The 22,966-nt window shown below is 71.2% G+C and carries 16 protein-coding genes; 3 read left to right on the top strand and 13 right to left on the bottom strand.

What is annotated here, in order from left to right; genetic code table 11:
- Window positions 1-106: 106 nt before the first annotated feature.
- The 10 genes from ABTZ58_RS24030 to ABTZ58_RS23985 all read right to left on the bottom strand — a co-directional run bounded on the left by ABTZ58_RS24030 (window position 107) and on the right by ABTZ58_RS23985 (window position 10,308).
- On the bottom strand, window positions 107-469 hold the full coding sequence (locus ABTZ58_RS24030; protein ID WP_351360237.1) for a hypothetical protein: 363 nt from the start codon (window positions 467-469) through the stop codon (window positions 107-109).
- A gap of 182 nt (window positions 470-651) precedes the next feature.
- Window positions 652-2,196: a hypothetical protein gene (locus ABTZ58_RS24025; protein WP_351360234.1), complete on the bottom strand. Its 1,545-nt coding sequence runs from the start codon at window positions 2,194-2,196 to the stop codon at window positions 652-654.
- Window positions 2,193-2,942 carry an ABC transporter ATP-binding protein gene (locus ABTZ58_RS24020; protein WP_351360231.1) on the bottom strand — a complete coding sequence of 250 codons (750 nt, stop codon included), beginning with the start codon at window positions 2,940-2,942 and terminating at the stop codon, window positions 2,193-2,195. The genes ABTZ58_RS24025 and ABTZ58_RS24020 overlap by 4 nt, the downstream gene beginning before the upstream one ends.
- A 553-nt stretch (window positions 2,943-3,495) precedes the next feature.
- Entirely contained in the window at window positions 3,496-4,110 is a 615-nt protein-coding gene (locus tag ABTZ58_RS24015) for an ABC transporter permease (RefSeq protein ID WP_351360228.1), read from the bottom strand.
- A 109-nt stretch (window positions 4,111-4,219) separates the two neighbouring features.
- On the bottom strand, window positions 4,220-5,266 hold the full coding sequence (locus ABTZ58_RS24010) for a medium chain dehydrogenase/reductase family protein (RefSeq protein ID WP_351360225.1): 1,047 nt from the start codon (window positions 5,264-5,266) through the stop codon (window positions 4,220-4,222).
- A gap of 44 nt (window positions 5,267-5,310) precedes the next feature.
- On the bottom strand, window positions 5,311-6,663 hold the full coding sequence (locus ABTZ58_RS24005; protein WP_351360222.1) for a carotenoid oxygenase family protein: 1,353 nt from the start codon (window positions 6,661-6,663) through the stop codon (window positions 5,311-5,313).
- A gap of 132 nt (window positions 6,664-6,795) precedes the next feature.
- Window positions 6,796-7,359 carry a TetR/AcrR family transcriptional regulator gene (locus ABTZ58_RS24000; protein WP_351360220.1) on the bottom strand — a complete coding sequence of 188 codons (564 nt, stop codon included), beginning with the start codon at window positions 7,357-7,359 and terminating at the stop codon, window positions 6,796-6,798.
- Between the two features lie 175 nt (window positions 7,360-7,534).
- Window positions 7,535-8,413 (bottom strand): alpha/beta fold hydrolase, encoded by an 879-nt coding sequence (locus ABTZ58_RS23995; RefSeq protein WP_351360217.1) that lies wholly within the window; start codon window positions 8,411-8,413, stop codon window positions 7,535-7,537.
- A 186-nt stretch (window positions 8,414-8,599) separates the two neighbouring features.
- On the bottom strand, window positions 8,600-8,956 hold the full coding sequence (locus ABTZ58_RS23990) for a DoxX family protein (RefSeq protein ID WP_351360214.1): 357 nt from the start codon (window positions 8,954-8,956) through the stop codon (window positions 8,600-8,602).
- A 236-nt stretch (window positions 8,957-9,192) separates the two neighbouring features.
- Window positions 9,193-10,308 carry an FAD-dependent monooxygenase gene (locus ABTZ58_RS23985; RefSeq protein ID WP_351360211.1) on the bottom strand — a complete coding sequence of 372 codons (1,116 nt, stop codon included), beginning with the start codon at window positions 10,306-10,308 and terminating at the stop codon, window positions 9,193-9,195.
- Window positions 10,309-10,738: 430 nt separating this feature from the next.
- Here ABTZ58_RS23985 and ABTZ58_RS23980 point away from each other — a divergent pair, with 430 nt between their 5' ends.
- Window positions 10,739-12,097, top strand: a complete 1,359-nt coding sequence (locus ABTZ58_RS23980; protein WP_351360209.1) for an RICIN domain-containing protein — start codon at window positions 10,739-10,741, stop codon at window positions 12,095-12,097.
- Window positions 12,097-12,336 (top strand): hypothetical protein, encoded by a 240-nt coding sequence (locus tag ABTZ58_RS23975; protein ID WP_351360206.1) that lies wholly within the window; start codon window positions 12,097-12,099, stop codon window positions 12,334-12,336. Before ABTZ58_RS23980 ends, ABTZ58_RS23975 begins: the two co-directional genes overlap by 1 nt.
- Before the next feature lie 62 nt (window positions 12,337-12,398).
- On the opposite strand, the gene ABTZ58_RS23970 is transcribed toward ABTZ58_RS23975, so the two are convergent.
- Window positions 12,399-15,710, bottom strand: a complete 3,312-nt coding sequence (locus ABTZ58_RS23970; RefSeq protein ID WP_351360203.1) for a right-handed parallel beta-helix repeat-containing protein — start codon at window positions 15,708-15,710, stop codon at window positions 12,399-12,401.
- Window positions 15,711-15,975: 265 nt separating this feature from the next.
- Between ABTZ58_RS23970 and ABTZ58_RS23965 the strand changes: the two genes are divergently transcribed.
- Window positions 15,976-17,166, top strand: a complete 1,191-nt coding sequence (locus tag ABTZ58_RS23965; protein WP_351360200.1) for a S8 family serine peptidase — start codon at window positions 15,976-15,978, stop codon at window positions 17,164-17,166.
- A gap of 237 nt (window positions 17,167-17,403) precedes the next feature.
- On the opposite strand, the gene ABTZ58_RS23960 is transcribed toward ABTZ58_RS23965, so the two are convergent.
- Window positions 17,404-17,811: a hypothetical protein gene (locus ABTZ58_RS23960; RefSeq protein ID WP_351360197.1), complete on the bottom strand. Its 408-nt coding sequence runs from the start codon at window positions 17,809-17,811 to the stop codon at window positions 17,404-17,406.
- 876 nt (window positions 17,812-18,687) lie between these two features.
- Window positions 18,688-22,641: a type VII secretion protein EccCa gene (gene eccCa, locus ABTZ58_RS23955; protein ID WP_351360274.1), complete on the bottom strand. Its 3,954-nt coding sequence runs from the start codon at window positions 22,639-22,641 to the stop codon at window positions 18,688-18,690.
- Window positions 22,642-22,966 lie beyond the last annotated feature (325 nt).

Raw genomic sequence — 22,966 nt, 5'->3', positions numbered from 1 at the left:
GGCCCGTGACAGCGAACCATACGCATCCGTCAGCGGGTAGGCCTGGGAGCTCGAGCGGAGACCGGGCCTGACCGGTGCGGTCCGTGACGTGACGGATGCGCTGGGGTCAGCACTGCCCGAGGCACTCCTTGCGGAACACTTCCTTGTCCTCGACCTTGCCCACGATCGTTCCCTTCAGCCGGGAGTTGCCCTCGGACGCCGTGTTCTCGTCCGCCCGCAGCACGAGACTCACCGACCGGTTCCGTGTGTCCTCACCGTCGCACGTGACCTTGTAGGCGTCCTTGTCGGCGGTGTCGCAGGACAGTTCGCCCTTGACGGGGTGACCGACATCCTCGAAGGCGGCCGCTCCCAGCCTGGAGGTGAGGGTCCGCAGGTTGGCGTCGCGCATGTCCTCGGCCTGGCCGCATCCTGTGACCGGTAGCAGAGCCACGGCCGCTGTGACGACGACGGGCCTCGTTCGCTTCAGCACTCAACTGCTCCTTTTTTATCGGGACTTCGTCGTGGTGATCACGCACTGTCCGTCTGGCCCGTCGGTGCGTGAGCAAACTTCCGCGTGGGGGAGCGAAGACGTTCCTGCCCTTGGGGTGACCGGGCGGCCAACGGGCAGCACCCTTCGGGTGGGGATCACCCTTCGCCCCGCCACGGTGTCGGTCAGGCGGTGCGCAGTTCGGTGAGCCGGGTGCTTCCCCGGAGGAAGAGCAGCCCGACCAGCGTGATCAGGACGGTTGCGGTGAGTGCCGTGGTGGTGAGGAGGGCGAGCTGGGCCCAGGGCATGTGGACGACGACCGGAACCTTCTCGGCCGTGACGAAGGCACCGTGCGCCTCGGCGTAGGTCGCGTCCTTGCAGGCCGCCATCGTGTCGCCGGGCAGGGGCGAGCAGCGCCAGGCCTGCATGGCGGCGGTGTCCTGACCGCTCGGCACGGCGAGCCGGGGCAGCAGGACGCCGGCCAGGACGGCCAGGAGCACCGCCGGGACGGCGGGGGTGAGGGTCTGCCAGCACACCGCCTTGGACAGGACGGAGCGGGGTGTGCCCGCCGCCACGAAGGAGACGAACGTGCGGCGTTGGGCGAGGACGGTGTCGGCGAGGGCCACCAGCAGGCCGGCCACAGCGATGAGGAGTGCGACCAGGGAGGCGTAGCCTACGAGCTCGTAGGCACGCTCGTAGAACCCGGTGCCTTCGGGGACGTAACGCTCTCCGGCCAGGCGGGCGAAACGGCGGGTGTTCTCCTCCTGGGCGCTCACCGTGGCCACAGTGAAGGCGGCGAGGCCCGCCGCCGCCGAGCCGATGAGCAGGGCGATGAGCAGCGCGGAGAGGGTGCGGCTGCCGGACCACGGGTCGGCCATCATGCGCCGGCCGGCCAGGAGGACGGCGGGCCGGCGGGCGTGCCGGACGAGGACGCGGCCGCTGGTGTAGGTGATCCAGCCTGTTCCGGTGACGACTCCCACGGCGACGGAGGTGACGCCGACGATGACCAGGGCGCCCGTGATCAGGGAGGGCGCGTCGTTGGTCTGCGGATGCCGGGTGAACCAGTGGTACAGCGGTTCCACCACAGCGCAGCAGCCCAGGCCGACCACGATAAGGACGCCGGGTAGGGCACGTGGACGCGGACGGCGGGTGGCGCGAACGACGGTGAGTGGCGACAGGGCGGCCCTGCGGAGTGTGCGGACGGTGAGGGCGGCGACGAGCGCCGGTACACCAAGGGCGATGAGGACCATGGGCACGGCGTGCGGCATGACGTCCGTCGGCAGGGAGCGCACTCCTCGCGCGTCCGTGGTGTCCAGAAGGGCGCGGCCGGTGAGATAGACGGCGAATCCGGCGGCGACGCCGGGGACGGAGGCCAGGGCGGTTTCCACCGTGACGAGCCTGACCACCTGACGCGGGACGGCGCCGGCCAGCCGGATCGCGGCCAGCCGCCGTTCCCGGGCGGGTGCGCCGAGGCGGCTGCACTGGGCGACCAGAGTCAGGGCCGGGATGGTCAGCAGCACCAGGGCGAGGACGACGCCCGGGCGCAGTCCGTCCTCCTGGAGGAGGGCGTTGGTGTAGCGGACTTCCTGTCCCGTGGGTATGGCGGCGACGGTGGCGGCGCAGAGCAGGGTGAGCGTGCCGATCACCGCGCCGGCCGCGGTCAGGGTGATGCGGGCCCGGTCGGAGCGGGTGCCGACGAGCGCGAGACGCAGCGTGGTGCGCAGGGTCATCGGCCGGTTCCCGTCGGTGCGTTGGTGGCGTCGGTGGTGTCTAAGGCGCCGTCGCGCAGGCGGATCACGCGGTCGGCGTGGGCGGCGACCGTGCTGTCGTGCGTGATGAGCAGCACGCTAGTGCCCTGGGTGCGGGCGGCGCCGACGAGGTGCCGGAGCACCAGTTCACCGGCCTTGGAGTCCAGGGCGCCGGTGGGTTCGTCGGCGAACAGCACGCTGGGGCCGGACACCAAGGCGCGGGCGAGCGCGACGCGTTGTTGCTGGCCGCCGGACATCTCGCCGGGCAGTCGCTTGGCCAGTTCGGCCACACCGAGCCGCTCCAGCCATTGCGCGGCCTGGGCCAGGGCAGGCCGGCGGCCGGTGCCCCCCAGCAACAGGGGCAGGGCGACGTTCTCCTCGGCCGGCAGTTCGGCGACGAGCTGACCGAACTGGAACAGCACACCGAAGTCGGTGCGTCGCAGCAGCGAGCGCCGGGCCTCGCTCTGGTCGTCGATACGCGCGCCGTTGTAGTGGATCTCCCCGGTGTCCGGGCGGAGGATGCCCGCCATCAGGTGCAGGAGCGTGGTCTTGCCGCAACCGCTGGGGCCGGTGACGGCGACGATCTCCCCCTTCCGCAGCGCCACGGACAGGCCGTGCAAGGCCGGGCTGGGGCCGTAGGACTTGGTGACGTTGCGGGTTTCGAGGAGTGCCGCCGGGCCTGCGGGGGCAGCGAGGCCGGACGAGGACTGGGGACGGACGGTGGACAACGAAGACGCTCCTTGGGTCGGGAGGTGCCGGAAAGCGGTAGGGCGGCTTCCGCGGGGCACCAGCCGTAGAGACCCGTTGCGGGCGTGCTGGGTTGAGCCGGTGTGTCGATCCGACGATGCGGTGGGTGAGTTGGGGCAGTTCCCCGGACAACACAGTGGCGAGGACGCCGCGGCCGACAGCGGGTGCAGCCTCCTGACGGCGGTGGGAACACATGGCCACCACCTGGCCGCCGGCTGCCTCACGGCGACGGCGTCGAGACCGGTGCAGCCCTGCGTGAGCGGCGGGACCATGGCCGGTGGCTGAGCCCTTCAGCTTCGGTCCGGGCGTCGCGGAACGCTGGCGCCCTTGGGCCCGGCAGGCCACTGACCGCCGGATCGTCGGTGGCGGGTGGCGCGGCTCGCCTGGTCCGGCCCGGCGCAGGGAGGTGATCCGCAGGTCCCGGGACGACGTGACGCGACGCCAGGACTCCCACCCCTGCCGGGGAAGGGGTTCCTGACGTCGCGGGGTGTTGCCCGGTTCGCTCGGGTCTCGCGGTGCTGCGACAGCCCTGCGTCATGCCCCGCGCAGGGCGGCGTCGTAGCGGCGGGTCTCCCGTGCGGCGGCGATGAGGTAGGCACCGCCTCCGGCCAGGGCCAGGGCCCAGTACAGGCTCGCGCCGTCGAGGAACAGGGCGGCCGAGGAGGCCAGCGCGAGCCAGCTGCCGAGGGCGTACTGGAGCGTGTCGCGGTAGACGGCGCCGGAGGCGAGATACAGCAGCCCGACGACGAGCCCGGAAGCGGTGGGCCACATGAGGGTGTGCACTTCCTGCTCGCCCAGGGCCTCACTCAGGGCGGTGATGATCAGGAAGAGCGCGCCGAATCCGACCAGCCATGAACCGGCCAGCAGGTTCCCGATGACCGCCTGCCGGCCTTGTGCTCCGCGCTGGGCCTTGGCGGTGACCGCGCTGGTGACGGCGACGGCCCCAAGCAGGCCGACGGTCAGCAGCAGGTTGGGTACCGCGGACGGCATGCCGACGATGGGGTCGTCGCCGTACGCGAGGGCACTAGCACCGTGCCCGACAAGCCAGGCGAGACCGAAGCTCAGGTAGGAGGCCCGGTTGTTCAGGACGAGGCGGGCGGGGGGCGAGGAAGTGGCGGATACGGCGGGAGTGTGGGTGGTGCTGGACATGGTGACCTCCAGGAGTGAGCCGGGGGGAAGGGAAGGCGAGGGATGGACGGACGTACCGGAGAACTGCAGTGTTTGTTTAATCACTCACTTTCGGGGCCGCAAGTGACGCTTATGCGGCATCCTGTCCGCTCGGGGTGATGACGACCTTGCCGACGACGGTGCCCGACTCGGCGTGCCGCAGCGCGGCGGCGGCCTCCCGCAGCGGGAAGACCCGGTCGATCCTGGTCTCGATCGCACCGTCCCGCAGCAGCGCGAACACCCGCGTGAGGTCCTCACGCAGCTCTTCCCGGTACTTGTGCGGGTTGCGTGCCTTTCCGGCCCACAGGTTGAAGAAGTGAGCGCTGCGCCCATTGGGCAGCGCATTCCACAGGGCGAGCCGGGCGACCAGCGAGAGCACCGTGAACGTGCCGTTGCCGGACTGGTCGCGGGTGGAGGCACTGCCGTAGGAGACGAGAGTGCCGCCGGGGGCCAGCATGCGCCAGGAGTCCCGGATGCCCTCGCCGCCGACATGGTCGAAGACCGCCGCGACCCCCTGCGGGGCCAGTTCACGGACGCGGGCGTACAGGTCGTGGCGGTAGTCGAGGGGTTCGGCGCCCAGGGCGGCGACGGCCTGCTGGTTACGGGCCGAGGCGGTACCGATGACCCGGATGCCGTCGGCCCGGGCGAGCTGCGTCAACACGCTGCCGACGCCGCCGTTCGCCCCGTGCACCACGATCGTGTCGCCCGCGCGGACCTTCGCCGTGCGGTGGAGCATGCGCCAGGCCGTGGCGCCGTTGGTCACCAGTGTCTCGGCCTGTGCTGCGCTCACCCCGTCGGGAACCGGCACCAGGTCGGCCGCCTCCAGAAGAACGTGACCGGCCCAGCCGCCGGTCTTGGTGAGCGCGGCGACCCGCTGCCCCACGGCGGGACCGTGCTGTCCGCTTCCCTGCGGCCCCAACTCCTCGATCACGCCGACCAGGTCATAGCCGGGGACGAAGGGGAACTTCGGCATGTCGTAGTACTTTCCCCGCCGCATCTGCTGCTCGGCAAAGCTCACGCCACTGGCTTCCACCCGGACGAGTGCCTGGCCGGGGCCGGGCTTCGGCAGGTCCCGGACGCGGAGTTCGAGGCTCTCGGGCTCGCCGACGGCGGGGAGGATGATCTCGGTGGTCTGCATGACTGCTCCTTGGAGGGGGTGGGCTGAGGGGTGGGTGCCGGGGTTCACAGGCGGGCGTCCGGGATCCACGAGCCGTGGATCATCGCCGGGACGCGGCGGGGCAGGTGGACCGTGGCGACCGGTGCGAGCGACAGGTCAGAGGCGTCCAGCACCAGCAGCCGGGAGGCGTCGGCGTTGAGGTCGCTGACGACAGTGAGCAGATACCCCGCGTCTTCGTCCGAGGCGTCCGTGGCCGGCACGAACACCGCCTCGCTCGGCAGCTGCCCCGTGCCCACGGGCAGCAGTTGGCGGGCGCCGGTGGCGCGGTCGTACTTGACGAGTGCGTGGTTGCCCACGCCCCGGTCGTCGGGGAAGGAGAGCGCGTAACTGTAGCGGTGCTCGCGGCCGGTGTAGTCGTCGTTGATAGTGGGGAACTCGGTGACCAGATCGTCGATCTGTTCCTGCGTGACCCGCCCGTTCAGCAGGTCCACGGTCCAGCGCAACTGGTGGGCCAGGGAGTTCGGTTCTGCGCCGCGGTCCGGAGCGCCGACCCACCAGTTCCAGGAGCGCTGCCATCCGGTGCGGCCCACCGACGGTCCTTCCACCACGATGCGCCCGTCGGCGTCCTCGTAGGCGTTGGCGAAGTGCATGGCGTAGCCCTGCGGGATCTCGAACCAGCGCACGTTCGCGGCGCCGTCCGCGCTGCGGGGCAGGACACCGACACGTGCCTGCTGGCCGTCGCTCCAGGCGTAGGGGATGCCGGAGTGCTCACGGGGATCGAAGGTGACCGCGCCCTCGAAGAAGACGACGTAGTGCTCGGTGATGGCGAAGTCGTGCTTGAGGGCGGCACTCGCCCCGGGCACCTCCTGACTGCGCAGGACGTGGCCGTCTTCCGAGGCGACGTGGTGGATCAGGTAGGGCGGGAAGGGGGAGGAGGCGAAGAAGTGCAGCTCACCGGTACGGGAGTCCTGCTTGGGGTGTGCGGTCATGGCGGAGGTGAGCTTGCCGCCGAAGTCGTAGGCGCCTACGGTGCGCAGGTCCGCGTCGAGTTCGAAGGGCAGGGCGGCCTCGCTCAGGGCGAGCAGGCGCCCGCCGTGCTCGATGACGTGGGTGCCGGCGGTGCTGACGGCCAGGTCAGGGCCCTGGTCCGTCATGTACGGCGCGCCCTCAAGGGCGGGGGTGTGCACCCAGCGGTTGCGGTACCACTCGGCGCGTCCGTCCCGCAGCCGTATGCCGTGCACCATCCCACTGCCCTTGAACCAGTGGGCCGGTGTGACACCGGGCTTGGGATTGTGACTGTTGCGGACCAGACGGCCGGTCAGCTCAGGGGGCAAGTGGCCCTCGACCGTCAGGTCGGTGGCCGTGATCTCGTCGGCGACCGGGGCGTAGTGGCCGGTCAAGTAGGGCTTCGCGGTCATGAGGGTCCCTCTTTCGCTCACAGTGTTTCTTACGGACAGTGCCGTGGGAGTGGTTGAACACTCACTTTTGATCTCAGAAGACGGGCAGCTGTAGGGCTGCGGAAGTCCTGGACGGTCGCCCGTCTCGCATGGTCAGTAGTGTGCGATCCCCGAGGCCAGGGTGCGGGTCCACGGGGCGTCGACGCCGTCGACGTCGATGGAGACCAGCAGGTGGCAGAGCATGCCGGTGGCGAAGAACTGCTGGACCTGCTCTTCGCTGCCGCCGGACGCGCCGCGGACGTACTCGACGATGCGCGCGTATCCCGCGCGCACCGCCTCCCGGACGGCGGGTTCGGAGACGGCGGCCGCCTGGGCGTGCAACTGTACGAGCAGGAGGTCATTGTCGCTGATGAGGCGCGCGTAGGCATCTCCCATGGAGCGCAGGACCGCCTCGGCCGAGCTGCCCTCGGCCTTCGCGGCCCCTTCCTCCAGGGCGGCGCGCACCTGGACGAAGCAGTGCTCGACGACCGCGGTGAACAGTGCTTCCTTATTCGGGAAGAGGCGGTAGACGTACGCCTGCGAGATTCCGGCCGCCTTGGCCACTTCCGAGGTGGTGGTGCCGAAGTAGCCCCGCGCGGCGAAGGCTCCGATCGCGGTGCGCAGGACGGTGTGCCTGCGTTCTTCGGCGGTGGAAAGGCGGCGTCGTTCGTCGGTCATGTGAGTATTCAACCACTCACGGTCTGGCTTGGCAAGACAAGGCGGGGGAGTAGGCCGTGAGCAGGGTGCCTGATCCAGGTGCATCCCTGGCCGCCGACCGCCAGGGCGCGCAGCGACAAGTGCGCCCGCCCGGCCCGTGTGACCGGGTGTACCCCCGCCGTCGGGAGAACAGGGCTCAGGCCGCGGCGAGAAACGGTCGCAGGAGGTCCAGCAGGGCTTCGGGACGGTCCAGCGGGATGATGTGGCCGCAGTCCTTCATGAGGTGGGTCTCCAGATGCTCGGCGTGAGGGCGCAGTTGGCGCTCGAGTGCGGGCCCCACGGGGTGGGCGCCGATCGTCATCGTGGGGACAGTAAGGCGAGATGAGGCGACGGCGGCCTCGATCTGCCGGCCGGTGGAGGCCGTGGCGCGATAGGGGCCGAACGCACCGCGCAACGCTTCACGACCGACATAGGTCCGGACGATCTCGGCACGTATGTCGGGCCGCACCCCGCGTCCGAGCGTGCCGTGGTCCAGGAACCATCCGACGTACGTCTCCTCATGGCCCAGGAGAACGGACTCCGCCAGGCCGTCCTGGCCGTGGAAGCCGAACCACCACGGCGGGCCGCCGGCGAGGAATTCCTCGGCTCCGGGCAGACGTCCCAGCAGGGACTCCATGAGCACCAGTCGCCGCACGAGGCCGGGTCTGCGCATGGCCAGCAGAAACGCCGGCGGGGCACCGGCATCGATGCCCACCACCGTCGCGGAGACTACGCCGAGCGCTCGCAGCAGCTCCTCGGCGTCGCTCGCCAGCGTTCCGCCGTCGTACCCCTGCGCAGGCCGGGCGCTGTCTCCGAAGCCGCGCAGGTCGGGGGCGATGACCCGGTACTGCGAGGCCAGGTCGCCCATGATGTGGGTCCACAGACGCCAGGTGTGCGGGAAACCGTGCAGGAGCAGCACGGCCGGTCCTCGTCCCGCCGTCGCCACATTCAGCTCGACGTCATTGACTTTGACCCGGCGGAGTTCCACCTCGAGACGGTGTGCGCCGATGGGTATCGAGGCATGTACGACGGCCACGCGTATCTCCCGCAGCAGGTAACCAACAGTGACAACAGGAGGCTAGGCAACTGACCTGGGATGCCCAAGACCGCACTTTTTTCTCAGGTGGTGAGCTGCAGGTAACCCCTCGGGCAGATGGCCGCGCGGGTGAACCACGTACCGGGACCCCGCGTCAACGTGCGACGTTTCTGGAGCCCCGGCCCGTCAGAGCAGGAAGCGAACAGAGGCGTCCACGAGCGCCACCACGGTGACTGTGGCCGCCGGCATACACCTGAGGACGTTGTCCTGCGTCCAGTGGTGGTAGGACAGGGCACCGCCCGCCAGGAGGAACAGGCTCACCGCAGCCGCCACCCCCAGTTCCGGGGCGGGAAGCCACGTCCCGGCGAGCAGTGCGGCCCCTGCCATGCCTTCCAGCGCACCGACCCCGCGGCGTCCGGCCGGGGTGAAGCCGAGGCGGCCGACAGGTGTGGACAGCAGGGAGCGGCCCACGAGGTGACCGGTTCCGCTGACGAGGAACATGGCGGCGAGCAGGGTCTCCACGGTGATGAGGACGGCGTTCACCGGCTTCCCCCACCCTTTCCCATCCGTCGGCGCGGCCGTCGGTAGGGGCCTGCTGCGGTCTCCATTCGTCCTCCACTATGTTCGTGCTGTGCCGTGCCGGCGGCGTTGGGTGCTGGGCCGTTGTGCGAGTGGCGAGGGCTTGGTCGTCCACGCGGCCCGGGCCATCCGGTTCATCTGCTTCGATGTGCGTGCGATGCGCACCGGGGTTCTTCGGCGCGTTGCACTTCGCCCTGCGGTCAGGGCAGGTCACGCAGGGCGGCGTAGTCGCGTTCGTACAGCCGTCGTGCCCCGCGGCGCAGCAGGGGGTTGCGGAGGGCTGGAGGGGTGGACCGGGCGCGGTCGCGCCGGTGCGTGCGCTGCTGCATGGCCTGGACGCGAGGGAGCCTGCGTCCGGCGTACCGGAGCAGGTCTGGGGGGACGTCGGCACCGTCGGCCAGTTCCTCGGCGAGAACCAGGGCGTCCTCCACGGCCATCGCGACACCCTGGGCGAGGTTGGGCGAGCTAGCATGTGCCGCGTCGCCGACGAGTACGACGCGGCCCTGTACCCAGCGCGTGCCGTTCACCTCCTGCACCGGCGTGAAGTGGGTCGTGCGGGCCGCCGGCCCGGCCAGCAGGTTCCGCACCCGCTCGTTGAACCCGGTGAACGCGGAAACCATCTCGGAAGTGTCCCCGGTGAAGTTCGGGGGAGCGGGCGCCGAGACGTCCGCGTAGCAGCAGATCCGGCCGCCGCCGACGGGATAGGCCAGGAACGTCGTGCCCCGGCCGAGCCACACCGTCCACCGGTCGATGCCGTCGGCGTCGTCGCTGAGAAACCGCCAGGCGACCTGCCCGACGTAACGAGGGACGGATGTCTTGTCGAGTAACTGGCGTACCCGTGAGCGGATCCCGTCCGCGCCCACCACCACGTCGTACCGCTCCACCACGCCGTCGTCGAACTCGACGTCCGCCTCTCTGTCCGACTGGTGCAGGCGGCTGACGGTGATGCCATGCTGCACCGGCACCGGCAACGCGCCGTACAGGGCGGCGTGCAGGTCGGCGCGCGCAATCCCCAGACAGTCGCCCACCCCTTGCCACAGCTCCGACGTGTCGATGTCGGCAATCAGCCTGCCCTGCTGGTCAAGCAACCGCTGGCCGGGAACGGGTGCCCCGAGGGCGTCCAGCCGATCGCGCAGCCCGAGGGCCTCCAGGGAACGGACGGCATTACCGGGCAGGAACAGCCCGGCGCCCTCCAAGGAAAGGCCGGGTAGGTGCTCCACCACATCGACGAGCGCGCCGCGGCGGTGCAGCGCGGCTGCGGTGGCCAGTCCGGCGATGCCGGCGCCGACCACGAGGACTCTCAGGCGAATGGGCATGCTGTCCCTCTCGACATGGGCACATCTGCGACGCCCTGCCCTACGACCGGGACCATGCCGCGGTTCACCGGAGGGGAGCGCCGGGGTGCGGCACGGGGGAGGAGCAGGTCATCTGTCGCAGTCCGCGGTTGCTCCAGCGCGACGATCCCGTCGAGGACGAAGAAACCGCTGATCCGTCCGGGCCCGGCGGACACCGCCCGGCGCGCCGGCCGTTCCCGTCCGTGCCGTGCGGCCGTCGAACCGGTGCCCGGAATTCCGCGTTGTTCCAGTGCGTGGACCCGGTTCCGCGCCCGTCCCGCCCCTGGCGCCCGGTCGGTCCCCTCCGCCCGGACACGAAGACCACCCTCTGGCCCCTTTGGTGCGGCGGCGGTGCTGTACCCGAGCGCAGGGCGGGTGCCCGCCCGCCCGGATTCGACCATGTGGAGGATGCATGCCCCCTGGACAGGATTCCGGCAGCAGTGAGCTGCCCCGAACCGAGGCGGCGGGTGACACCGGCAACCGGCCGGAAGGGGTCCGCCGCGCTGTCCCGTTGACGGCGTCGGCCGGTGATCCGGGCGATGCCTGGAACACGGCGCTGCGCTCACGCGCGAGGGCGCGCGCGGTCGCCGCCGACGGCTCGGCCGAACCGGAGCCGGCCGCGGCTGTTGTTCCGGCGCAGGGCGCCGTACGGGGTGCGGCCCTCACCGGCGTCACGGCGGCCGGCCGGACGGCTGACGAGGCAACCGCGCCCGGGACCACGGCTGAGCCCCTCGTCTCCATAGCCACCGCGACGGCGGCCGCGCCCGTCCCGGACACCACCGAGGCCGAGGCCGAAGCTGAAGCCGGGACCGACGTCGAACGGGCGGGGAGCGCGCGGACAGCGTCGGGCGGGGGCGACGGTCCCGCACCCGGCGAGGGCGACGTGGCGTCACCGGGCAGACCGAAGAAGCCGATGCTGGCGGCCGCCGGGCTGGTCGGCGCGGTCCTGCTCGCAGTGCCGTTCCTGTTGGCCGCAGGAGGCGAGGAGGGGGACAGCCGCGCGACCGCGCGGGATGGCGCCTCCCACGACCTCCTGCTGACGGACGGTGGCCCCAACGCGCAGGAGGCCGGAGCCTTCGTGGCGGAGAAGCCGGTGGACAAGCAGCCCGTGAAGTCCTCGGACGGCACGTCCGGCGGCAAGGAACCCAAAGGCGGCTCCAAGCAGGAAGCCGGATCCGGTGTGGGCCCGGACACGGACGACGCCGTCGTTACCACCACCGGCGGTGGTGACGGCGGCGACGAGGACAGCGGAAGCGGCAGCGACGAGCGCACGGACCAGGACACCGACTCCGACCAGGACAGCGACGGCGCGGCCGAGCCGAAGACGAGTGCCCTGCAGGACGCCAAGGTCACCCGGCCGGAAAGTCCCGCCAGGTACTGGGAAACCACCTCCCACAAGCTGACCAACCAGGCCACCGGCAAGTGCCTCACGAAGGACTCCGCCAGCCGTACGGTCAGGACCGGATCGTGCGGCGACACCTGGGCGCGTTACGTGGTGGGCGACGGCACATACCTGCTGAAGCACAAGGCCGCCAACCGCTGCCTCGACACCAACGGCCAGAACCTCTACGTCTCCAGCTGCACCACGAAGGACACCGGCCAGCTCTGGCGGCCGACCGTCACCGAGGGCTGCGTCGTCTCCCTGTCCAGCGTGCCCTTCGGTAAGTACCTCACCGGCTGGAACGACGGCTCCGCCAGTCTGGCGGCGTCCACCACCATCGACAAGGCGGACAAGCGCCGGTGGCGGATCCCGTCCCTGGGCGGCTGCTGATGAAGAGGAAGGTCCCCCTGCGGTTGCCGCACCTCGCGGTGGTGGCGATAGCCGCCGTACTGTGCGTGGCCGGAACCGGCACCGGCCACGCCTCTGAGGTCTACGGCACGTACGGCTCGCAGCTCGAGTGTCAGACCAAGGGCAACCAGCTGGCGCAGCAGGGCAAGTTGACCGGCTTCACCTGCCAGTACATGGGAACTCTGGGCGGCCAGCCGATCTGGATGCTCATCATCTCCTGACCGGTCGGTTCCGGTACCGGCCGCCCCCGCCCTCCGCTTCTGCCCGGGCGGGGGCGGTGCCCTCAGGCGGTGACAGCCCCGGCCGCAACGTCCTCGGGCAGCAGCAGGCGAAGGTCCTGCAGGCTGGGCGCTTCCAGCGCGCTGAGCCGCCTGGCGTGCTGGGTCATCATCGACTCCAGCAGTTGCCGTGCCAGACGGGCGTTGCCGAAGGACCGGTCCCGGGGCAGGGCGTCGACGTGCCGGCGCAGTGTCTCGGCTGTGGCGGGCGCCAGCTCGTACCCGGAGTCCGCCGCGTGCCGCTTCATGATGGAGATCAGTTCCGGTGTGGAGTAGTTGTCGAACCTGACGTGCCGGGAGAAACGTGATGCCAGGCCCGGGTTGGAGGCCAGGAACCGCTCCATCTCCCCGGTGTAGCCGGCGACGATGACCACCACCTCGTCGCGGTGGTCCTCCATCAGCTTCAGCAGCGTGTCCACCGCCTCCCTGCCGAAGTCGGAAGGGGAGTTCTCAGGGGTGAGGGTGTACGCCTCGTCGACGAACAGCACGCCGCCCATCGCCCGTTCGAACGCCTCCTTCGTCAGCTGGGCGGTGTGGCCGATGTACCGGCCGACCAGGTCCGGCCGGGCGACCTCGACCAACTGCCCCTGCGGCAGGACGCCCAGGGAGCGCAGCAGGTCCGCGTAGAGGCGGGCCACGGTGGTCTTGCCGGTGCCGGGCGGGCCGGCGAAGACGAGGTGCTGGCTGATCCTCGGCGTGGGCAGGCCGGCGGCCTTGCGCTGCCGCGCCGTGGCCAGCAGGTCGACCAGGTCTCTGACCTCGCGCTTGACGGCGGCGAGCCCGATCATCCCCTCCAGACGCTCCAGCAGTTCCTTGGCATCGGTGGCCGGCGCTGTCGCCGGCGTGGCTCCGGTGTCCTCGGGCAGCAGCAGCGACAGGTCCGCTTCGCCCGCGTCGGACACCGACGCCAGCCGGGAGGCCTGCCGGTCGATCATCTCCTCGAACACCTGCCGTGCGGCACGGCCGTTGCCGAAGGTGGCGTCCCGCGGCATCTGCTCGTACCGCAAGGCCAGTGCCTGGAGGGTCTCCGGGCTCAGGGTGTACTGGTGGGCCTCGCACATGTGCGCGGTGATCGTCACCAGTTCGTCGACGGAGTAGTTGCCGAACTCGATGGTGCGGGTGAACCGGGACGCCAGGCCCGGGTTGGCCGACAGGAAGCCCTGCATCTCCTCCGAGTAGCCGGCGGCCACCACCACGACGTCGTCGCGGTGGTCCTCCATCAGCTTCATCAGGGTGTCGATGGCCTCGCGGCCGAAGTCCGGGCCGGAACCCCTGCCGCCGGAGCTGAGGGTGTACGCCTCGTCGATGAACAGCACTCCGCCCAGGGCCTTGGTGAACGCCTCGGTGGTCTTGATGGCGGTGCCGCCGACGATCTGGGCCACGAGGTCGGCGCGGGAGACCTCCACCAGGTGCCCGGAACGCAGCACACCCAGCTCGGCCAGGATGCTGCCGTACAGGCGGGCCACGGTGGTCTTGCCGGTGCCGGGCGGTCCGGCGAAGACGATGTGGCGGCTCATCCGGGGAACGGGCATGCCCAGCCGCGCGCGGCGCTGGGCCATCTCGTTCAGGTTGACCAGGGTGCGCACCTGGGCCTTGACGTCCTGCAGGCCGATGAGTTGCTCCAGTTCGGTCAGCGGCCCTTCCGGGATCGTCTCCACGTGGCCCGCGGAGGCACCGCCGGCACCGTCTGTCCCCGGCGCCGCCCCGGCGGAGCCTTCGTCGCCGGCGGCGGGGAGCCGGTTGCCGCTGTCGAGGAGGTTTTCCACGGCCAGCCGGTCGCTTCCCTTGGTGGCCCGCAGCCCGTACCCCTTGTTGTCGCGCACGGTGCAGTTGAGGACCGAGACCGGTTCGCCGCTGTCGACGCGCACGCCGTCGCCGGTGCTGCCGGTGACCTCGCAGGAGTTCAGGGCAGTGCGGCCGCCCGCGGTCACCAGCACGCCGTGACCTGCCGAGGCCAGCACCCGGGTACGGGTCACCGTGAGGTCGGCTCCCTGGGCGACCGTGATGCCGGAGGCGCCGGCGGAGGAGATCTCGCAGTCGCGCACCGTTCCCAGGGCGTCCTGGGCGGCGGTCACACCGGACTGCGCGGACGACCGCAGCAGGCAGTCGCCGATGTAGGGGTTGCCGCCGTCGGAGATGTGCACCGCCGAACCGCCTGCCTGGTGGATCTCGCTGTCCTCCAGCCGGCCACGGCCGCTCTCCGTGACCTCGACGCCGTGACCGCGTGCGTCGGTGATGGTGACCCGGCGCAGCAGGGGGTTGGCGCCCGAGCGGATCGAGACGCCCGCCCCAGCGCAGTCGGTGACCTGGAGCAGGTCGAACTCCGCGGCGGTCTCGTCGGTCAGCCATACCGCCGCCGTGGCACTGGCGCAGTCACGCACGGCCGTGCCGTGGAACGACGGTGCCCCGGCGCCGATGCGCAGCGCCGGTGCCTGCGCCGAGGTGAAGGAGCAGTCGCGGAAGGTGCCCCTGGCCCGGTCGGTCACCACCAGGCCGCTGTCCTTGGTCCGTTCGGTGCGGCAGCGGATCAGTATCGGGTCGGTGCCGGAGGACAGTACGATGGCGGGGCCGGTGGTGTCGACGACGGACACGTCTTCTAGCGTCTGCTGCGCCTCGCTGGTGATGAACACCCCCACCGACGTGTCATGGACGGTGGTGTCGCGGACGGTGACCGCGCACCGTCCTTCCAGCGCCAGGGACGGCTTGTCGGTGGTGGTGACGTCGCACCCGGCGACTGACACCTCGGACTCGCCGTTGCACAGCAGCCCGTTGCCGCGTGCGTCGCGCAGTCGGCAGCCCCGGACGGTGGCCTGCCCCCGCTCGCTCACCACGATGCCGGAGGTGCCCACGTGTTCCACCAGGCAGTCCTCCACCACGTTGCCGGTCGGTGCGGTGATCACCACGCCGGCTCCGGCGGGGTTGGTGACGCGGCAGCTCCGCATGGCCAGCGATCCGGTCTCCCGGGCGAGGACCGCGGCCCAGCCCGAGCCGATGACGACGCAGTTGTCCAGGGCGGCCTCGCCGCGCGCCGCGTCCACCACCGGCAGGTCCTCCTGGCCGCCGCGCAGCACCAGGTCGGTGAGCATCACCGCGTCCGCGACCAGGGTGACGGCGCTGCCGCGGCGGGGGCAGATCTCGACCGTGCCCTGGTCACCGTCGGCCACGATGGTCACCCGGGTACGAATGATGAGGTTTTCCGCGTAGCGGCCCGGACGGACGCGGACCACGGCACCGGTCCGGGCCTTGGCCAACGCCTCGCCGATGGTCCGGAAGCTGCCCGGTTCCTCCGGGCAGACCGTGAGCAACTGCCGTGACACGCTCGACCTCTTCTCTCCTCGTGCCGTCTCCCGCCTTGCCCGGGGCGGCCCGCTCGCCGCGCAGCCCCGTGTGGCGGACGAGAGTGCCTCTGGTGATGGCTACGAGGGAGCGGGGGTTCCAGTTCGAGGGAGGGGACGACTTCGTGTCGCTTCGCCGCCGGTTTGAACCCAAGACCGGGCGGGGCACGTTGCCACAGGTATGCCCGTCATGTGCCGCGCCCGCACTCGCGTCCTTCGCCGCAGATACCGGCCCCGCGCCGCCGCGGTGGCTCTGTCCGCCACCGCGCTGCTGGCTGTCCCCCTGCCCGCCGCCGCCGCACCCGGTGCGGACGGTGAGGTGAGGCTGCCTCAGGTCCGCTCCCGGCTGGAACCGGACCAGCCGTGCGCGAAGGCTTCGAAGACGTCCGCCGACCGGCCGCCGTGGCCGTACCGGGCCCTCGCGCTCGACCGGGTCTGGCGACTGTCCAGGGGCGAGGGCGTCACCGTGGCGGTGGTGGACACCGGGGTCGGCGGCGCGGTGCCCGCGCTGGCCGGCCGGGTGACCGCGCTCGCCGACGCCGGGGAGGACTGCGTGGGGCACGGCACCTTCGCCGCCGGGCTCATCGGCGCCGCGCAGCTTCCCGGCGTGGGCTTCGCCGGGGTGGCGCCCCGGGTGCGGGTGCTGGCCGTGCGCGGCACCGACCTGAGAGGCGACGCCACCGCCGGCCGCGTGGCGCTGGGCATCCGGCAAGCCGCGGACGCCGGGGCCGAGGTGATCTACGTCGCGAGCGCCTTGACCACGGGCCGGGCCGAACTGACCCGGGCCGCGGCGTACGCGGCCGGCCGCGACGCGCTCGTGGTGGCCCCTGCGGTGCCCGACTCCGTCCCCGATGACGCGGACACCGGCGAGCCCATCCGCCCGCGGCCCTACTGGCCCGCGTTCGCACCGCGCGTGCTGTCCGTCGTGGACCATGGTCCGGGCGGCGCCCGGCCGCAGGAGGCGCCGGAGGTGTTCGCCGCGGACCTGGCGGCGCCCGGTGGTGCGGTGGTGAGCCTCGGGCCGCGGGGCGCGGGGCACTACATCGGCTCCGGTTCGTCGCTGGCCGCGGCTCATGTCGCCGGCGCCGCGGCCCTGCTGCGCGCCTACCACCCGCGACTGGACGCCGCCGAGGTCTCCCGCCGGCTCGTGGCGTTCGGCTACCCCGCGGACGTCCCCCAGCTCGACCCGTACGCCGCCCTCACGGCGGTACCAGCCGGTGCTCCCGGCCGCCGCCCCAACCTGGCTGACGTCACCCCGCCCGAGCGGCCCGCCACCGCCCCCCGGACCCGGGCGCTGGTGGTCGCGGCGGTGGGCACGGCGCTGGTGCTCCTGGTGGCGGCGCTGGGCGCCGTGATACCCAGGGGCCGGGCCCGGGGCTGGCGTCCCGGGGAGCGCTGGACGACGGCCGCCTCCGGCGGCGCGGCTCCGCGGACGTAGGGACCGGCGGGAGCATCGGGGCGGGGCACGGAGGGGACGAGACAGGGCGCACGCCTTCGGCCTCCCTGCCCCGTGAGCCGAAAGCACGGTAGTTGCCACATGGGCGGGCTCGTTGTCACCCCGGTCGCTGGAGCGGGTGCCTAACTACGTGGTCGGGGCGGGGCCGGGCGATGCTGCTCGATCAGGACCGGCGGGTGGTCGGCCTCACGTGAACCGCGCCAGCTGCACGGGTTACGTTCACTCCACTGCATTGGACAACGATCGGCCCATGAGCCAGACCCCCGCCACGGTGAGCACGCCCGCGGTGCTCCAACCCACCGTTCCCATCGGGTTGAGCCCCAGCATGTTGTACGCCACCATCCCATAGGGCACGGCCAGTACCAGCCAGGCCCCCAGCAGCGGGAACAACCACAACCCGAAAACGGCCAGCCACGCGGTTCCCAGCAGGATCCACCCGAGGAGCAGCCACGCTGCGGACGCCTCCTCGGAGGAGGTCAAAAAGATCTCGGTGTGGCCTTGGGTCACCATCCGGACCACTTCTTTGCGCCAGATGCGCAGCTTGGCCGGGTCTCCACGGTCCACCGCGCGATAGGTGCTCTCGTCGACGTTCAGCGACTGAGTGCGCTGCCCAAAACGTACGCTCACGCTGTAGTCGGTGGTGCACGATCTGAGCCCGCTGCTGTCCGTGGTGCACGACTCGCTCCAGTGCGTGGCGATGACCTTGCCAATGGTCTCCGCGACACAATGGTCGGCCGTCTCCCACCGTGCGCCGGCGGGACACAGGGAAGCGTTCCTCAATACCCTGACAGTCTGAGAGTGCGCTTCGACACGATCCGCACACACGACAAGCCCTGACACTGAGGCCGCGAGAATCAGCAGACGCAGAAACACAAGAGGCCCCGCGTCACGCCGCCTGGTCCAGCGCAATACCATTTGCCGCCCTCCCGCCAGGACATCGCTGACAGCCCGCTCGACCTAACCAACCTCTGCATCCCGGAAACGGAGGCAGTGGCGAGCGTCGCGGCGGCAGCCGCTCGCCGTCCAGACCGGAACGCTACGGGACATCCAGTGACAATTGAACAGGTCAGCGTGGCGCTCCGTGAGGATAGGTCTGCTTCGCCCGGGCTGGTGACAGGTACCTTGCTGCGCCAGTGACAACGACGGTGCCTCGCTCAAGGGAGTTCGCGGGTCGGCGGCACTTGGTGGCGACAACTACCGTGCTTCGGCACACCCTTGGCGCCGAACGCGTGCACTCGCCGGCCGTCCGTCCCGTCGAGGGCCTCCGGCTCCGGCCGGCGACGCTGCCGGCTGATACGGGGGCGGCTCCGGCCCGTCGATCGCTGGATCGCCAGGCCGGAGCCGCTGCTGTCGTTCTCTGCCTTGCCGGGGCACCGCCTGCCGGCCTTCAGGTCTGCCGCGCCGCCGGCCGTCCGCACAGGACGGACCCGGTCTCCGCCGGAGCGACCCGGGTGGGGCCGTGCATCCCCGTCCGGCGGAGCGGGCTGCGCGCGGCCCCGCCGGTCAGCGTGGCGCGTCGGGGTCCACGAGCGCGGTCTGGATCTGCATCGCCCTGCGGCGGGCGATGAGGACGGCTCGGCCCGGCGGGAGGATACGGCCCTTGAGGCTGCCGAACACGTACCCCTCCGACGGGGGACAGGACAGTTGCAGCGCCGGAGTGTTCATCTCCGTCAGCCGTCGCATCATGGCTTCGCCCATGCCCCTCGAGGCGCCGTTGGCGGCGCGGGTGACGATCAGGTGCAGGCCGGTCTCCCAGCCCAGCTGCAGGTGTTCGAGGAGCGGGGCGAAGGGCTGGTTCGCCACGTTGCCGCCGACCATGTCGTAGTCGTCGACGAGGACGAACAGCCGGGGTCCGGCCCACCAGTCGCAGCGCTTCATCTGGGCCGGGGCGATCTCCGGGCCGGGCATTCGGGTTCGTACCGCCCGTGCTACTCCGTCGACCAGTTCCCTGAGCCCGTCGACCGACACCGCGTGCCCCAGGCGGTACTCCTCGGGGATGTGCTCCACCAGGTCGCGGCGGTAGTCCACCACCATGATGCGGGCCTCGGCGGGCGTGTACCGCTCGGTGATGGCCCGCGTCAGCAGCCGCAGCAGGTTGGTCTTGCCGCTTTCGCTGTCGCCGACCGCGATCAGGTGCGGTGACTCGGAGAAGTCGTGCCACACCGGGGAGAGCCGCTCTTCCTCCAGGCCCAGCGGCACCCGGAAGTCGCCTTCGGGGGAGGGCAGTTCGGTGACGGGCAGCTCCGTCGGCAGCATGCGCAGCGCCGGGGCGGGCGGACCCGGCCAGTTCTCCGTCACCGCGGCGACCAGGGCGGCGAACCCCTCGGCGAGGTCGTCGGCGCTTTCCACACCGTCGATCCTCGGCAGCGCCGTCAGATAGTGCAGGTTCTCCCCGGTCAGGCCCCGGCCGGGGACGCGGGGGACGGCCGCGGCACGCCGTGAGGTGAACTCGGAGTCCACCGGGTCGCCCATCCGCAGCTCCAGGTGGGTGGCGGCCTGGTCGCGCACGGCCGAGGGCAGCTCGACCCAGCGGGCGGTCGTCGTGATCAGGTGGATGCCGTAGTTCAGACCGCGGGTGGACAGCGCGCTGAAGGTGTGGATGTGCGCGTCGAAGTCCTGCCGCACCGTCGACCAGCCGTCGATGACGAGGAAGACGTCGCCGTGCGCCTCCTCGGGAAACTCGCCGGCGGCCCGGCGGCGCCGGTAGGCGGCCATGGAGTCGATGCCGTGGGTGAGGAAGAACTGCTCCCGGTGGGACAGCAGCGCGTTGACCTCGGAGACGACGCGTCCCACCCGTTCGGTGTCAAGGCGCGGAGCGACACCGCTGACGTGCGGCAGGTCCGCCAGTCCGGCCAGGGAGCCGCCGCCGAAGTCGAGGCAGTAGAACTGCACCTCGCGCGGGGTGTGGGTGAGCGCCAGCGCGGTGATCAGCGTACGCACCAGGGTGCTCTTGCCGCTCTGTGGGCCGCCGGCGATGGCGACGTGGCCGCCGGCGCCGGACAGGTCCACCGTGAGCAGTTCGCGGATCTGGTCGAAGGGCCGGTCGACGATGCCCACTGGCACCGTCAGGTGTCCCCGGTCGGGCCAGTCGGTTGTGGTCAGGCCGTACTCGGGATCCGGGGCGAGCGGTGGCAGCAGCTGGTCGAGGGACGGGGGCGAGCCCAGCGGCGGCAGCCACACCTGGTGGGCTGGCGGCCCTGCGTCGCGCAGCCGCTGCACGGCGACCGACAGCAGCGACTCGTCGTCCTGGTCGTCCGCCGACTGGTCGGGCTGGTCGGGCTGGTCGGGGAGCTGGCGTGGTACCACCCAGTCGGCCGTCCAGGGGACGACCTGACTGGCGACCCGGGCCCGGTTGACGCCGCCGCGCCGTCGGTAGGGCCCCGACACGTAGGCGGCCCGGAAGCGGGTCAGTTCCTCCACGCCCGTCTTGAGGTAGCCGCCGCCGGGCTGGGGCGGCAGCTGGTAGGCGTCCGGCACGCCGAGGACTCCGCGGCTCTCCATGGCGGAGAAGGTGCGCAGGCCGATCCGGTAGGACAGGTGGCCCTCCAATTGGTGCACCCGGCCCTCGTCCAGGCGCTGGGAGGCGAGCAACAGGTGCACCCCGAGGCTGCGCCCGAGGCGGCCGATCATGACGAACAGCTCCATGAAGTCGCGGTGCGCGGCGAGCAGTTCGCTGAACTCGTCGACGACGACGAACAGGCTGGGCAGGGGGGCCAGTGGGGCGCCCGCTGCCCTGGCCTTCTCGTACTCCAGCGCGGAGGTGTAGTTGCCTGCGGCGCGCAGCAGCTCCTGGCGGCGCATCAGTTCGCCGTGCAGGGCGTCCTGCATCCGTGAGACCAGGGCCACCTCGTCGGCCAGGTTGGTGATCACCGCGGAGGTGTGGGGTAGTTCGTCAAGGCCGAGGAAGGTGGCGCCGCCCTTGAAGTCGACCAGGACGAAGTTCAGCACCTCCGAGGAGTTGGTCAGTGCCAGACCCAGCACCAGTGTGCGCAGCAGCTCGCTCTTGCCGGAGCCGGTGGCGCCGATCAGCATGCCGTGCGGGCCGGAGCCGCCCTGGGCGGATTCCTTGATGTCCAGCTCCACCGGGCCGCCGTCCGGGCCGACCGCGATGGGCACGCGCAGCCGGCCGCTGCCGGTGGTCCGCTCCCACAAATGTCGGGGCTCGTGCCGGTGCAGGTCGGGAATGCCCAGCAGGGTGGTCAGTTCGGTGTCGTTGGTCAGCGGCTGGGAGGAGTCCCCGCCGAGGCTGAGCCGGTAGGGCGCGAGCGTGCGGGACAGCGCCGTGGCGCTGTTCATGCCCAGGTCGTCGGGGCGGCCGAGAAAGGTCGACTGTTCCTTGCGGTCGCGGTCGGTGCGCACCAGGCTGACGGCATCCTCGGTGACCTGCAGGCGCAGCGTGGTGCGCCCGGGGCGCCAGTTGAGGCTGCCGCCCAGGTCCAGTACGACGGTGTTGCGGAAACCATGTCCGTCCAACCGGTGGCCTGCGGGGACGGGCACGCCGTCGACGACGAGCACGGTGAACGGCTCCTCCCGCCCCGGCGGCGTGTCCGGGTCGAACGGGGGCCGCTCGGTGAACTCGGCCCCCAGCAGGTTCTCAAGTTCGCCGAAGGCGGAGACGATCATCCGGGCGGGGCCGGCGCCGTCGTGCTCCTCGCGGTGCAGCACGTGCGGCAGCCACTTGGCCCACTCCCATTCGGCCCGGCGCTCGTCCGCCACGCACAGGGCGATCCACAGGTCCTCGGGGGAGTGGAAGGCGGCCAGCTGGGAGAGCATGGCACGGATCAGGCCGCGCACTTGTTCCTCGTCGCCGCGGAACAGTACCCGCGCCCAGGACCGCAGGTAGATGGCGATCGGCTGATCGGGCACCGTCGAGTAGGCGCGGATGAAGCTGCGCAGTGCGTGGGCGCTGAGCGGTTCCAGGTCCTCGACCGGATTGGTGGACATCGGGGCCAACCGCAGGCCCAGCTTCTGCTCGCCGACCGCGAGGCGCACCTCGCTGAAGTCCTCGTCGGTGGCCCGGCGTTCCCACAGGCGTGAGGTGCGTACCACCGTCGGCAGGACGACGGGGGCCGGGTGCCGCCAGGCCAGGGCCCGCTGCTGGTCGGCGACGGCGCCGCGTACCTTGCGCCTGATCTGGGACAGATATCGCAGGTAGTCCCGGCGTTCTCCCTTGAGTCGTTGCTTGCGCTCACTGGCGCGGCGCATGAACTGGCCGATCATCATGGCCGCGGCGGACAGCACCATCAGGCCGATGGCCAGGTACATGAAGCCCCCGACCGCGCCGGGCCGGATGAACATCAGCATCATCGACACCGACATCAGCGCGGTGGGCAGGTAGTTCCACACCGCTGAGCTGTCCGGCACCATCTCGGCCAGCAGGGGTGGTTCCTGCAGGCTCAGTTCGCCCTCGGGCATGTCGGGACCGCGGCGGCGGGCTGGTCTGCGGAACAGGACCACACTCAACGGTGCATCTCCTTCACGACGTCGGTGTCCGGTGCGCGAGGCCCGGCCGCGATGGTGGGGCCGGCGGGATCACGCTGCTGCGGTGGCGGGGCGCGACGCGGTTGGGGCGCGCACCGGACGGCGTCCGGAACGAAGTTGATTTCCGCCGCTGTCGAACCGCGGCGTCCGTACGCCCGTTCTCCCCAGCAGATGGCAATGGGAGAAGAGCACCGGCTCTGGCAGGCCGGTCCGCACACCCGATCGGCGATGCGTACCGCATATTACGCATACCAGGCGAACATCGACACTTTGGATCTCATGAACCACAGGAAGGGCAGGG

This window comes from Streptomyces sp. NPDC094143, from assembly GCF_040303825.1.
Lineage (GTDB): Bacteria > Actinomycetota > Actinomycetes > Streptomycetales > Streptomycetaceae > Streptomyces.
The sequence above is the reverse complement of the archived record's forward strand: the minus strand, read 5'-3'. Positions and strand labels throughout refer to the sequence as shown.

Bases quoted from the DNA above. Each gene is read 5' to 3' on its own strand.
- ABTZ58_RS24025 (WP_351360234.1), bottom strand. From the start codon at position 2,196: ATGACCCTGCGCACCACGCTGCGTCTCGCGCTCGTCGGCACCCGCTCC.
- ABTZ58_RS24015 (WP_351360228.1), bottom strand. From the start codon at position 4,110: ATGTCCAGCACCACCCACACTCCCGCCGTATCCGCCACTTCCTCGCCC.
- ABTZ58_RS24010 (WP_351360225.1), bottom strand. From the start codon at position 5,266: ATGCAGACCACCGAGATCATCCTCCCCGCCGTCGGCGAGCCCGAGAGC.
- ABTZ58_RS24005 (WP_351360222.1), bottom strand. From the start codon at position 6,663: ATGACCGCGAAGCCCTACTTGACCGGCCACTACGCCCCGGTCGCCGAC.
- ABTZ58_RS24000 (WP_351360220.1), bottom strand. From the start codon at position 7,359: ATGACCGACGAACGACGCCGCCTTTCCACCGCCGAAGAACGCAGGCAC.
- ABTZ58_RS23985 (WP_351360211.1), bottom strand. From the start codon at position 10,308: ATGCCCATTCGCCTGAGAGTCCTCGTGGTCGGCGCCGGCATCGCCGGA.
- ABTZ58_RS23980 (WP_351360209.1), top strand. From the start codon at position 10,739: ATGCCCCCTGGACAGGATTCCGGCAGCAGTGAGCTGCCCCGAACCGAG.
- ABTZ58_RS23975 (WP_351360206.1), top strand. From the start codon at position 12,097: ATGAAGAGGAAGGTCCCCCTGCGGTTGCCGCACCTCGCGGTGGTGGCG.